The following is a 12527-nucleotide window of genomic DNA, read 5'->3' as shown; positions in this document are numbered from 1 at the left end:
CGCGTTGGTCTCGTGGCGCGTCTGTATACCGACTGGTGTGTTTTGCTTGGTGAATTTGCGGTTAGCGTTCGGCAGCCAGGCCGTGCAAGAATGGAAACGGTTCGCCCATGCGCAATCCGCCATCTACAGCAACGTTGCAACGAAAACTCTCTCTTTACACGCTGACGATGCTGGTCTTGGCGGCTACCATTCTCTCGCTGAGCCAGGGTATGCGACAGAGTTTGGGGCTCTTCCTGCCGCCCTTGAAGAGCGAACTCGCGATTTCAGCCTCGACCTTCGGTTTCGCTATGGCGATCCAGAATATCGTTTGGGGCATAGGCCAGCCGATCATCGGTATGTTCGGCGACCGCTACGGCGCGCGTCCGGTCCTGATTGTGAGTGCAGCTATTTATGCTGGCGGCTTACTCCTAATGGCCGCAACCGGGTCGCACGCCGGTCTGGATGGCGGCCTCGGGGTAATGGTGGGACTTGGCGTCGCCGGCACTAGCTACGGTGTGCTGATAGGCTCAGTCTCCCGCGCGGTCCCGCCAGCGCGACGTAACCAGATGGTCGGCCTTGTTGCCGCAGCCGGCTCGCTCGCAACCTTCGTCTTGGCGCCTTTGGGACAATACGTGATCGGTATCTTTGGTTGGCGGCCGGCCTTGGCGGTCTTTGCGGGATTCGCGATCCTCATGGGCATTCTGGCAACTATGATCAGACGCGAAGGCACCCTGATCGATCAGGCAAATGCTGAAGGCGAAGCGTTGTCGCTTGGCGGCGCCTTGCGCCAAGCCGCCGCGCACAGCGGGTTTGTTGCTATGACGGTCGCATTCTTCGCTTGCGGCTTTCAGCTGATGTTCATTACCACTCATCTCGCCCAATTCCTTGCACTGTGCAGCGTATCGGCGACTATCAGCGCCAGCGCTATCGGCATCATCGGCGTGAGCAATGCGGTCGGCTCTTACCTGTTCGGCTGGCTTGGTGCCCGTTACAGCCAAAAGCGGTTGCTCGCGTCTATTTATCTGCTGCGCACGGTGTCGATCGCGCTTTTCATTGCCACGCCGGTCACCCCGGCATCGACGCTGACATTTGCCGCCGTTATGGGCTTTCTCTGGCTTGGGGTCGTACCTCTGGTGAGTGGATTGCTGCGTACGTTGTTCGGTCTACGGTATTTCAACACACTTTTTGGCATCGCCTTTTTCAGCCATCAGGTGGGCGGCTTTCTCGGCTCGTGGCTTGGCGGCGTCACCTTTGATCTTACCGGTTCTTACTCACTCGCTTGGTACGGGCTGATGGTGGTCGGCCTGACCGCAACAGCGATCCAATGGATGATGGATGACCGCGCGAGACCTGGCGCAGGAGCCGCGACGCCGCTGCCGCAGCCGAGCCTGGTCTGACGCCGTTGCAGCCAATCTATTCCTGCGCCGTGCGAACACGAAAGGAGGACTGAATAGTGCAGCCTCCAGTCAAGATAAACCTGCCGCAGCGCAAATCGAGGACATCTCCGGCGCATTCTCCTGCTGGATGTGGTTCTTCCATGGCTCGCGGTCGTAGCGCTGGAAAGCTTTTCTCCGAGCCTGCAATCCTTGCATTTGCAATCGGTGGGCTCTTCCCTGCAGCTTCCATTCTCGCGAGCTGGATCAAATTTCGTCGCGCTGATTGGATCGGCGTTGTCATCCTCTCAACTCTGGTGGGCGGGCTGATAACAGCATTTTTTTACAGGAAAAATAGAATTTGCTGCAATTAAAGCCGCGCCCGCTTTCGGACTTTTCGGACTGGGTGTGCCTCGTCTCAGTTTCTTCAAAGCGACCGCTGATGTTCTACGTGGCCCGCGCGTCCGAAAGCGGAGGCGATCCGGAAATACTTGCCTTCTGGAATGAAAGATTGGCGCAGCCAGGCTTCGTCGCTAGGATGCGACGCCTTAGCCTTGTCTGGGGGCTCGCTTTTGTCGCAGAAGCGGTCCTCGGCATAGGCGGCTCCCTTTTATTGCAGCCGCATCTCGTCCTCGTGGCAGAGCCACTGCTCGCGATCTTCACAGTGATAAGCCTTCTAGCGTGACTCATTCGCGTCGTCCAAGGGCCGAAGTGGCTCGTCCGGATTCCGCCAAGGCGAGCGGCGCCTATGGAATCTGAACTCGGTCACATGCCTCTTTTCTTTCTTGACGTCGTCGAAGACGGGCCGCCTCCAAGGCGACATATAACGACCGAGCTCGGCGCATGGTAGGAAAGCGCTTATGGCTTCCGCCTCGCGCTTGTGTGATCGCTCAGAAATGTTGTAGTCGCCAGGCAGATGTATACTGGAATGAATCTTCCAGCTGCGTCGCTCACGTAGACTGCGCCTGCTTTGTATCGCGCCGTGCCCTGGCGAACGCTCGATCTGTAGCCATGAATCGCTGAATCATAGGCGGAATTAGCTTTAAGGGGTCGGCTACAGGTTTGCCCGACTCGCGTGCGAGCACCTCAGCGTAGGAAACCAAATCCCGATGCAAAGCTGCAGAAAGCTCCAATGTCACCTTCACAGGCTTGTCGTCCTCAAGGGCACCAAGCTTCAGCTTTGCCATTGCTTATGCTCCGTACGGTTCGAGAACCAGGTCGCGCGTCACGATCACGCGGACCGGGAAGCCGGGCCGGATGGTCAGCGTCGGCGCCACGTTCAACTGCCGGCGGATGATTTCCTGGCCGGCGTCGTTGATCGTGTCCTGGCCGCCGTTGCGGATGGCGCGCAGCAACCGGTCATCGTCGTCGATCGCGAGCTCGGCGCCGACGCTGAGAAGCGTGGAGAGGCCCGCGGCCTTGGCGAGGTCCCACCAGTGATAGTCGACGCCATCCTCGAGGCCCGCATAGCCCGCCGCGTCCGCGCCCGGCTGGCGTTCGAGCACGATCGAGCGGCCGTTGGGGAGGATCAGCCGATTCCACACCAGCAGCACGCGGCGCTGGCCGAACTGCACCGCGTTGTCGTATTGGCCGATGATGCGAGTGCCCTGCGGCACGAGGAGAATCCGCCCGGTCGGGCTGTCATAGATGTTCTCGGTCACCTGCGCCGTGATCTGCCCCGGCAGATCGGAGCGAATGCCGGTGATCAGCGCGGCCGGGATCACCGCGCCGGCCTGCAGGACGTAGGGCGAGGCCGGTGGCATCACGCGATCCGGGGCGACGGTGCGGCGATCGACGGCGGCATTGAGGAAGGCGAGCTGCCGCTCCTGGGCGCGCTCTTGCGCCGTCGGCGTGTTGAATTGGCCGGGAAGCCCGAGGCCGGTCAGGTTCGCGTTGGTTGCGGTGCCGCCTGGCGCCGTCGAAGCCGCAACCGTCCGTGCTTGTGTCTGGAAGAAGACACGGCTCGTGCGTGCTGCTTCCGCTTCGGCGAGCCGGCGTTGCTCCGCCGCATCCACGGTTGGCTGTACGGCAGGCGGCACGACCGGCTGTCCACGATCCTGGGCGTTGAGGATCGGGCGGCCAAGGTCGCCCGGCAGCGGCGGTCCAAGTCGCGGGCCGGTGTAGTCGCGCGGCAAGCCAGCAAGCCCGTCGGCGGTCGGCCGATTGGTGGTGGAATAGAGTTCCTCGTTGCGGGGGCCGGCATCGCGGGTTTGCAGCGCGTAGATCATGGCGCCGCCGAGGCCGATCGACGCGACCAGGCCGATCCCTGCGAGCGCCTTGCGCGACAGGCGGGTGACGCGGGGCGGATCGCCGCGCAGCCGCATGGGGGCCGCGGTATCGCTCGCTTCCTCTGTTCCGAGGTCGCGGTCGCGATTGTCGGTATCGCTCATGAGGACGGCCTCCCGTCGCTGCGCGAGATCCTGACCGTTTGCTGATGGTCCCCGCTGCCGAGGCGAAGCTCGGCGGCGCTGAAGAGGCGATCGACGATCAGGATGTTCTGGTAGATGCGGCTATTGGCGATCTGGAGCTCGCCTTCCGAGCCGATGACGAAGAGCGGCGGCATCTCGCCCTGGACGATGCCGCGCGGAAACTCGACATAGACCCGACGTCCATCGTCGTAGACAGCGACCGGCCGCCAGGGCGGATTGTCGCCGCTCAGGGCGTAGCGGTAGTTGCGCGCCGCGGCGGCGGGAATGACCGGCGTCGCCGGCATGGCCTGACGCTGCGAAGCGGGCGGCTGCGGATAGGCCCAGGCCACGGCCGGCATGTACGGGTTGGCGCCGGCGCGCAGCTCAAGCATGTAGATGCGGCGGTCCGTGGTGATAACCAGGTTGGTGGTGATGTCAGGCCGCGTCGGCTTCACCAGCACGTGGACACGACGCGTGATCCCCGATCCGCTCTCGGTGTCGCCGATGATCCAGCGCGCGGTGTCGCCGGCGGCGATCGGGCCGGCGCCGGTCAGGCTTTCGCCGGGCTCCAGCGCGATATCGGTGATCTGCCCCGGCGCGGTATAGACCTGATAGAGCGCGCCCTCCGACCACGGATAAATCTGGATGGCGTTGTAATAGCCCTCGCGGCGCGGCTCGACGCGGGCGGCGGCATTGGCGTTCGCCACGCGCGCCGTCGGGGAATTGGCAACCGCCCCGCCATGGCTGGGAGTCCAGGCGGGCGGAATGTGCAGCGGTCGTGGCCGGTCGGTGAGCGCGGCCGGGACGGGCGGCAGCGGCGGAACGTCGGAGTCGTAGCTGATCTGCGGCGGCCGCTGTGTGGCGCATGCGCTGAGCAGTGTGGCCGACAGAAGCGCGGCCGGGATTGCGGATTTACGGAAAGCCGCATTTGCGGCGCGGACGTTCGTTCGGCTCATTGCCCCAGCTCCCGCGACCAGTTGATCGCATTGACGTAGATGCCGAGCGGATTGGCGCGGAGCCGCTCGGCGTCACGCGGCGGCTGCACGACGATGGTGAGGATGGCGGTCCAGCGCTCGGTCGATGCGAGCTGGCCGTTCTCGTAGCGCCGCTCGGTCCAGGCCACGCGGAAGCTGTCGGGCGAGGCCCGGATGACGCTCGAGACGTCCACCGCGACCTGCTGCTTGCCGACCTTGGTGAAGGGGTCGTTGGCGCGCGCGTAGTCGTTCAAGGCGGCGGCGCCGCGGTCGGTGGTGAAGTCGTAGGCGCGAAGCCAGTTCTGCCGGACGACGATCGGATCAGCCGGGATGGAGCGGACCTGCTCGATGAAGCGCGCAAGATGGAACGCGACCTGGGGATCGGTCGGGCGATAGTCGGCAACCGCGGGCGCGACCGCTTGCGCCTGGCCGAGATTGTCGACCTGCACCACCCAGGGCACGACGGTGCCGCGCGCCGACTGCCAGACGAGAGCTGCGGCGAAGCCGGCGGACAGGAACAGGCAGCCGAACGCCATGAGGCGCCAGTTCCTCGCCTGCACGCGCGCCGAGCCGATGCGCTCGTCCCATATCTGCGCTGCGCGCTGATAGGGCGTCTCGGGTGCGGGAGTCTTGCCGTAGTGTGTGGAAGGTCGCTTGAACATCATTGATCTCGTTGGGAGAGATTGACGGAGGCGCCGCCGCCATGGCTGTCGCCGCTGCGGATCGCGTGCGCGGCGGCCATGACGCCGTGATGGAGCTGCTGCGAGCGCTTCATGCGCCGGGCCCAGGCGGGGGGACCGTCAGACGCGGAAGCTCCTGACGCATCGACTGCGCCGCCGCCGATCGTGCCCATGGTCGAGGCGCCGCCGGTCGCCTCGAAAGCAGACTGGGCGCCTCGCGCGTAGCTGGAGTGCAAGCTGTCGGCCGCCCGCGCGACCGCGCGGCGAAGCGGCGAGACGGCCGCGCCCCCCGCGGCGCGGGCGACGCCTGAGGCGACGCCAGCCGCGCCGGATTGCCCGGCCGCCCCGAGGCTGTAGGCCGTCGCCGCGCCTCCCGCGAGGGTCGCGGCTCCGCGCGCTGCCGCGGCGGTGCCTGAGATCGCGGCCGCGCCGCCGCGCAAAGCGAGACCGCCGGCTGCACCCGCTGCGACCGCCGCGCCGCCGGCGGCAAGGCCGGTGCCCACGGCCGCGCCGGCGCTGAGCTGCGGGCCGCCGCTGACCAGGCCATTGGCGATGCCGGGTCCGAAGATCCCGAGGCCGAGAAGCGAGAGCGCCGCCAGCACGATCGCCATAGCCTGATCGATGGTGGGGCTAGCGCCACCGAAACCGGCGGTGAACTCGGAGAACAGCGTCGAGCCGATGCCGATGATGACGGCGAGCACGAGCACCTTGATGCCGGAACTGATGACGTTGCCCAGCACACGCTCGGCCATGAAGGCGCTCTGCCCGAACAGCCCGAACGGGATGAGGACGAAGCCCGCGAGCGTCGACAGTTTGAATTCGATCAGCGTGACGAAGAGCTGGACGGCGAGGATGAAGAACGCGAGCAGGACGAGCGCCCAGGCAAGGAAGAGGCAGGCGATCTGAATGAAGTTTTCGAAGAACGACCAGTAGCCCATGAGGCCCGAGATCGAGTCGAGCAGCGGCCGGCCGGCGTCGAGGCCCGTCTGCGCGACGCGGCCCGGGCGGAGCAGATCGGCCGTCGTGAAGCCGGTTCCGCTCGCCTTCAGTCCGAGGCCGGCGAAGGACTCGAAGACGATCTGCGCGAGGTTGTTCCAGTTGCCGATGAGATAGGCGAACACGCCGACGAACAGCGTCTTCTTGATGAGGCGGGCGAGGATGTCGTCATCGGCGCCCCAGCTCCAGAACAGAGCGGCGAGCGTGACGTCGATCACGATCAGCGTGGTCGCAACGAAAGCGACCTCGCCGCCAAGGAGGCCAAATCCGCTGTCGATGTAGCGGGTGAAGACCTCGAGGAAATGGTCGATGACGCCGGTGCCGCCCATGATGCTACTCGCCGCCTGGCGCGGCGCCGCGGCTGTGGCTCTCAGTGCTGGAGCCCGGCAATCCGGACCCGGTCTGCAGGCCTGTCGTGCCCGGCGTCAGGAAGCGCCGGCGGCTCTCCGCCCAGGCGCGCAGGCATGCGGGGTCGCGCGGGCCGGCCTCGCCAAGGCTCTGACAACGGAACAGCTCATCTCGGAGCGGGTCCGCCGCACCCGTCTGTGCCGGTCGCGGCATCGCTGCCTCCGGCCGCTCCTCCTTCCGGGTCAGCTCGATTACCGTGGCCGTGATCGCGACGGCGACAAATGCGACCGCTCCGATCCGGGCGAGGAGTTTGGAATCCACCGCCGCGCCCCATCAGTTGCCGCTGCTCGGGAACATGCTGGCATTGCCGGGCTGATAGCCGGCGCCGGGGGTGAGGAAGCGCCGGCGCTGCTCGCGGCCCTGTTCCGCCGCGGCCGCGCGTTCGGCGTCGGCAAGAGCACGTGCGCGTCCATCGGCCGCCACGACGGCGGTGAGGTCGGCGAGTTGCTGGGCCTGGAGCGCGAGGATCTGGTTGCCGGCCTGGGTCGCCTGCAGCGCGCCGGTCGCGCCCTGGCTCTGGCCGACCAGCGCCGACATCTCCGTCCGATTGGTGTCGAGATTGCCGACGACGGTCGCCTGGACGCGCATCGCGTCCTGCAAGCCGCCGACCGTGTTCTGCCAGCGCGTGCGCGCATCGGCGATCAATTGCTGGTCGGACGCGGACAGCGAGGCATTGCCGTAGGTCGTCTGAAACGCCTGGTCGATCTGCTGAACGTCGAATGCGATGTTCTGCGCCTGACCGAGAAGCTGCTGGGTGCGCTGGATGGACTGCTGCAGACGCTGCAAGGACGAATACGGCAGGCTCGCGAGATTGCGGGCCTGGTTGATCAGCATCTGCGCCTCGTTCTGAAGTGAGGTGATCTGGTTGTTGATCTGCTCCAGCGCGCGAGCCGCCTGCAGCACGTTCTGCGCGTAGTTGGTCGGGTCGTAGACGATCCACTGGGCCGAGGCGGGGGCGACCATGACGGGAGCGAACGTGAGCGGAAGCGAAAGAGCCGTCGCGGCGAGAAGCGCCGCGCGCGAGCGACGGATTGTCATGACGGAATCTCCAGATTGGTGAGGCTTGGGATGAGGTCGGCCGCCCACGCGACGCCGCGGTGGCGCAGCCATGCCGGCAGGAAGCCGTCGCGGCTGTGCTCGGCGAGGATGCGGTCGATGGCTGCCTGGTCGGTCTTGGAGGACGCGGCGCAGAGCGCGAGGGCGACGTCGGAGAGGCCGAGCTCGAAGAGGCGATTGCCGCGGCGGGATTGGCAGTAGTAGTCGCGCTTCGGCATCGCGCGGGCGAGGATCTCGATCTGGCGGTCGTTCAGGCCGAACCTGCGGTAGATCGCGGCGATCTGCGGCTCGATCGCCCGCTCGTTCGGGAGCAGCAATCGCGTCGGGCAGCTCTCGATGATGGCCGGCGCGATCGGCGAGTTGTCGATGTCGGAGAGCGACTGCGTGGCGAAGACGACGCTGGCGTTCTTCTTCCGCAGCGTCTTCAGCCATTCTCTCAGTTGGCCCGCGAAGCCTTCGTCATCGAGTGCGAGCCAGCCTTCGTCGACGATCAGCAAGGTGGGCCGCCCGTCGAGGCGATCCTCGATGCGATGAAACAGATAGGCGAGCACGGCCGGCGCCGTGCCGGTCCCGATCAAGCCCTCGGTCTCGAACGCCTGGACCGACGCTTCACCGAGATGCTCGTGCTCGGCGTCGAGCAGGCGGCCATAGGCCCCGCCGACACAGAAGGGCCGCAGCGCCTGCTTGAGATCGTTCGATTGCAGGAGCACCGCGAGGCCGGTAATCGTGCGTTCGACGACGGGCGCGCTCGCCAGCGAGGTCAGCGCGGTCCAGAGATGCTCTTTGACCTCGGGTGTGATGGCGACGCCCTCGCGCATCAGGATCGCCACGAACCAGTCGGCGGCCCAGGCGCGTTCGGGGACATGGTGGATGCCGGCGAGCGGCTGCAGTGAAACGCTCTCGGCCGATCCTTCCGTGAGACCGCCGCCGAGGTCGTGCCAGTCGCCGCCCATCGCAAGCGCCGCGGCGCGGATCGAACCGCCGAAGTCGAAGGCGAAGACCTGCGAGTTGGAATAGCGCCGGAACTGCGTTGCCATCAGCGCCAGCAGCACCGACTTGCCGGCGCCGGTCGGACCGACGACCAGCGTGTGACCGACGTCGCCGACGTGCAAAGAGAACCGGAACGGGGTGGACCCTTCGGTCTTGCCGAACAGCAAGGGTGGCGCAGCGAGGTGCTCATCGCGTTCCGGTCCCGCCCACACCGCCGACAGCGGGATCATGTGGGCGAGATTGAGCGTCGAGATCGGCGGCTGGCGCACGTTGGCGTAGACATGCCCGGGCAGCGAGCCGAGCCAGGCGTCGACCGCATTGATCGTCTCGGGCATCGCGGTGAAGTCGCGGCCCTGGATGACCTTCTCGACCAGCCGCAGCTTTTCGGCGGCGATGCGGGGGTCATTGTCCCAGACCGCCACCGTCGCGGTGACGTAAGCTTCGCCGGCGTAGTCGGCGCCCAGCTCCTGGAGCGCGAGGTCCGCATCGGCCGCCTTGTTCGCGGCATCGGTGTCGACGAGAGCCGACGCCTCGTTGGTCATCACCTCCTTCAGGATCGCCGCGATGCTCTTGCGCTTGGCGAACCACTGCCGGCGGATTTTTGTGAGCAGCCTGGTCGCGTCGGTCTTGTCGAGGAGGATGGCGCGCGTCGCCCAGCGATAAGAAAACGCCAGCCGGTTCAGCTCATCCAAAATGCCGGGCGTGGTTGCCGTCGGGAAACCGACGATCGTAAGCACGCGAAGATGCGCGTCGCCGAGCCGCGGCTCGAGGCCGCCGGTGAGCGGGTGGTCGGCCAGCAGCGCGTCGAGATACATCGGCGTCTCGGGCACGCGCACGCGATGGCGCCTGGTCGAGATGCAGGAATGGAGGTAGGTCAGCGTCTCGCCGTCATCGAGCCAGGCGCATTCGGGCATGAAGGCCTCGATGAGCTGCAGCACGCGGTCGGTGCGATCGACGAAGCCACGCAGGATCTCGTGCGGATCGACGCCGCGATCGGCCTTGCCCTCATAGAGCCAGTTCTCGGCGCGCGCGGCGTCCTCGACAGGCGGCAGGTAGGTGAAGGTGAGGAAGTAGCTCGACTCGAAATGCGCACTCGCCTCCTCGAAGTCCGCCTTGCGCTCGGCGTCGACCAGCGCGGAGGCGGCATCGGGAAAGCGGCTCGATGGATAGGCGCCGACGCCGTGGCGCTGCGCCTCGACGAAGATCGCCCAGCCGGAGCCGAGGCGACGAAACGCATTGTTGAGGCGGCCCGCGACCGCAACCAGCTCGGCCGGCACGGCGGAGTCGAGGTCGGGGCCGCGAAAGCGGGCCGTGCGCTGGAAGCTGCCGTCCTTGTTGAGGACGACGCCCTCTCCGATGAGCGCCGCCCAGGGCAGGAAGTCGGCGAGGCGCGAGGAAGCGCGGCGATATTCGGCGAGGTTCATCATCGGCCGCCTCACACGCCCAGGAAGCCCGGAATGCGCAGATGCCGGCGCGTGACCTCGGCGAACATCGGATCGCGCTTCGCCGCCCACACCGCCGCGAAGTGACCGACAGCCCAGAGGCCCAGGCCGACGAGCCAGAGCCGCAGGCCGAGCCCGAGCGCGGCGGCGAGCGTGCCGTTGAGGATGGCGATCGAGCGCGGCGCGCCGCCGAGGAGGATGTGTTCGGTGAGCGCCCGATGCACCGGCACGGAGAAGCCGGGCACCTCGGCGGCGTCGAGGGTACCAGCGGTCATACCAGCGCCCCGCCGCCGAAGCTGAAGAAGCTCAAGAAGAACGAACTCGCGGCGAACGCGATGGACAGGCCGAACACGATCTGCACCAGCCTGCGGAAGCCGCCGCTCGTATCGCCGAAGGCGAGCGTCAGGCCAGTGACGATGATGATGATCACCGCGATGACCTTGGCCACTGGGCCTTCGATCGATTGCAGGATCTGCTGGAGCGGCTGCTCCCACGGCATGGACGAGCCGCTGGCATAGGCCGGCGCCGCGTAGAGAAGTCCTGCCGCAGTCAGACCGATGGTGCCGATCCGGTCGAGAACCGAGCCGATGAATAGGCCTTGCTTAGTTGATGGCTGTCGGGCGGCGGTCATGCGTGATCTCCTGCTGAGCCTGCTGTCGCGGCGGTGATGCGGTAGTCGCCGCCGGGTCCAAGGCCTTCGACGCGGGCGAGCTCGGCAAGACGGCGCGAAGCGCCGCGGCCGCTCAGCACCGCGACGAGATCGATGGTTTCGGCGATCAGCGCGCGCGGGACCGTGACGACGGCTTCCTGGATGAGCTGCTCGAGGCGGCGGAGCGCGCCGATGGCGGTGCCGGCGTGGATCGTGCCGATCCCGCCGGGATGTCCGGTGCCCCAGGCCTTCAGAAGATCGAGCGCCTCGGCGCCGCGCACTTCGCCGATCGGAATACGGTCGGGGCGCAGGCGCAGGGAAGAGCGCACGAGGTCGGAGAGCGTGGCGACGCCGTCCTTGGTGCGCATGGCGACGAGATTGGGCGCCGCGCATTGAAGCTCGCGCGTATCCTCGATGAGGACGACGCGATCCGCCGACTTCGAGACTTCCGCGAGGAGCGCGTTGGTGAGCGTGGTCTTGCCGGTGCTCGTCCCCCCAGCGACCAGGATGTTGCGGCGGTCGGCGACGGCGCGGCGGAGAATCTCGGCCTGGTCGGCCGTCATGATGCCGGCGGCCACATAGTCCTGCAGACCGAATACGGCGACGGCGGGCTTGCGGATCGCAAAGGTCGGCGCCGCGACCACGGGCGGCAGCAGGCCCTCGAAGCGCTCTCCCGTTCCGGGCAGCTCGGCCGAAACGCGTGGGCTCCCTGCGTGGACCTCGGCGCCGACATGATGGGCGACGAGCCTGACAATGCGCTCGCCGTCAGCGGGCGACAGTCGCTCACCCGTATCGGCCAGGCCCTCCGAGAGCCGGTCGATCCAGAGCCGCCCGTCCGGGTTGAGCATCACCTCGACGATCGACGGGTCTTCCAGGAAACCGGCGATGGCCGGGCCGAGGGCGGTGCGCAGCATGCGGTTGCCGCGAAGGACCGCCTCGGATTGCTGGAATGAAACCGCCATGTCGTCCCCGTTCTGCGCGGGACCGCTCGCGAGCGGTCCTGGATCGGGGATGAGTAGAAGAGGCAGAAAATCGGGCGGCGCAACAAGCGCGATGGGGTCGTCGTAGTGTGGCGTAGAAATACAGGGAAACGGCGAAGCCGCTGACGACTTGCGAGCGTCGTGATCTCGCTTATTCGTTACTCGGTTCGCCCGGAACGTCCTCGGAGATTTCTTGGCCGAGCTTTGGCCCCTTGGCGAGTCGCCGGCCGAGCGCGGCGACGAAGGCGTCGTAGCGTTCGCCGGCCTTCGCACGCGCGGCGGCCTGCGCGGGCTCTGGCAGCGGTGGGTTCGTGGTCAGCCAGAAGCGGACGAAGACCGCGAGTGTCTCGACGGCGATGCCGAGATCACGCTCCAGGCGCGCCATGCGTCGATCGAGCTGATCGAGCCGCTTGGTGAGCGCTGCCTCCTGCCGTTCGGCGACGTCGGGTGAGAGGAATGAGGCGATGGCCGCCTCTGCGACGAGGGAGCGCGACTGGGCGCGTCGCGCGGCATATTCCGCCAGCGCCCTGGCCACGCCGGGTTCGAGATAGACGGACAGCCGCTGCTTCTTGTTCGGGTTCGGCATGGCGGC

At 66.6% G+C, this 12527-nt stretch carries 13 protein-coding genes; 1 reads left to right on the top strand and 12 read right to left on the bottom strand.

What is annotated here, in order from left to right; translation table 11 throughout:
• The first annotated feature begins 107 nt into the window (after positions 1-107).
• The gene (locus B5D62_RS09120) at positions 108-1376 is read left to right on the top strand and encodes an MFS transporter (protein WP_085933416.1); all 1269 of its coding nucleotides are present in this window, start codon (positions 108-110) and stop codon (positions 1374-1376) included.
• Positions 1377-2302: 926 nt separating this feature from the next.
• Here B5D62_RS09120 and B5D62_RS09110 read toward each other — a convergent pair.
• From B5D62_RS09110 to B5D62_RS09055, 12 genes are all read right to left on the bottom strand, one after another.
• On the bottom strand, positions 2303-2539 hold the full coding sequence (locus tag B5D62_RS09110; RefSeq protein WP_085933414.1) for a DUF2274 domain-containing protein: 237 nt from the start codon (positions 2537-2539) through the stop codon (positions 2303-2305).
• A gap of 3 nt (positions 2540-2542) precedes the next feature.
• Positions 2543-3742 carry a TraB/TrbI/VirB10 family type IV secretion system protein gene (locus tag B5D62_RS09105; protein WP_170920840.1) on the bottom strand — a complete coding sequence of 400 codons (1200 nt, stop codon included), beginning with the start codon at positions 3740-3742 and terminating at the stop codon, positions 2543-2545.
• Positions 3739-4716, bottom strand: a complete 978-nt coding sequence (gene trbG / locus B5D62_RS09100) for a P-type conjugative transfer protein TrbG (RefSeq protein ID WP_085933413.1) — start codon at positions 4714-4716, stop codon at positions 3739-3741. Before trbG ends, B5D62_RS09105 begins: the two co-directional genes overlap by 4 nt.
• Entirely contained in the window at positions 4713-5396 is a 684-nt protein-coding gene (gene trbF, locus B5D62_RS09095; RefSeq protein ID WP_085933412.1) for a conjugal transfer protein TrbF, read from the bottom strand. Before trbF ends, trbG begins: the two co-directional genes overlap by 4 nt.
• The gene (trbL, locus tag B5D62_RS09090) at positions 5396-6739 is read right to left on the bottom strand and encodes a P-type conjugative transfer protein TrbL (protein ID WP_085933411.1); all 1344 of its coding nucleotides are present in this window, start codon (positions 6737-6739) and stop codon (positions 5396-5398) included. The genes trbF and trbL overlap by 1 nt, the downstream gene beginning before the upstream one ends.
• Before the next feature lie 4 nt (positions 6740-6743).
• Positions 6744-7079, bottom strand: a complete 336-nt coding sequence (trbK-alt, locus tag B5D62_RS09085) for a putative entry exclusion protein TrbK-alt (RefSeq protein WP_085933410.1) — start codon at positions 7077-7079, stop codon at positions 6744-6746.
• Positions 7080-7091: 12 nt separating this feature from the next.
• Positions 7092-7856, bottom strand: a complete 765-nt coding sequence (gene trbJ, locus B5D62_RS09080; RefSeq protein ID WP_085933409.1) for a P-type conjugative transfer protein TrbJ — start codon at positions 7854-7856, stop codon at positions 7092-7094.
• Entirely contained in the window at positions 7853-10291 is a 2439-nt protein-coding gene (trbE, locus tag B5D62_RS09075) for a conjugal transfer protein TrbE (protein WP_085933408.1), read from the bottom strand. The genes trbJ and trbE overlap by 4 nt, the downstream gene beginning before the upstream one ends.
• An 8-nt stretch (positions 10292-10299) precedes the next feature.
• The gene (locus B5D62_RS09070; protein WP_085933407.1) at positions 10300-10581 is read right to left on the bottom strand and encodes a VirB3 family type IV secretion system protein; all 282 of its coding nucleotides are present in this window, start codon (positions 10579-10581) and stop codon (positions 10300-10302) included.
• Positions 10578-10937, bottom strand: a complete 360-nt coding sequence (locus tag B5D62_RS09065) for a TrbC/VirB2 family type IV secretion system protein (RefSeq protein ID WP_139373776.1) — start codon at positions 10935-10937, stop codon at positions 10578-10580. The genes B5D62_RS09070 and B5D62_RS09065 overlap by 4 nt, the downstream gene beginning before the upstream one ends.
• Positions 10934-11917: a P-type conjugative transfer ATPase TrbB gene (trbB, locus tag B5D62_RS09060; protein WP_085933406.1), complete on the bottom strand. Its 984-nt coding sequence runs from the start codon at positions 11915-11917 to the stop codon at positions 10934-10936. Before trbB ends, B5D62_RS09065 begins: the two co-directional genes overlap by 4 nt.
• A gap of 169 nt (positions 11918-12086) precedes the next feature.
• Positions 12087-12521, bottom strand: coding sequence for a CopG family transcriptional regulator (locus tag B5D62_RS09055; protein ID WP_085933405.1), 435 nt, complete (start codon positions 12519-12521; stop codon positions 12087-12089).
• Positions 12522-12527: the final 6 nt, after the last annotated feature.

Source organism: Enhydrobacter aerosaccus (genome assembly GCF_900167455.1).
Classification (GTDB): Bacteria; Pseudomonadota; Alphaproteobacteria; order Reyranellales; family Reyranellaceae; genus Reyranella; species Reyranella aerosaccus.
Note: the sequence above shows the minus strand (reverse complement) of the source record. Positions and strands in the feature narration are given on the sequence as shown.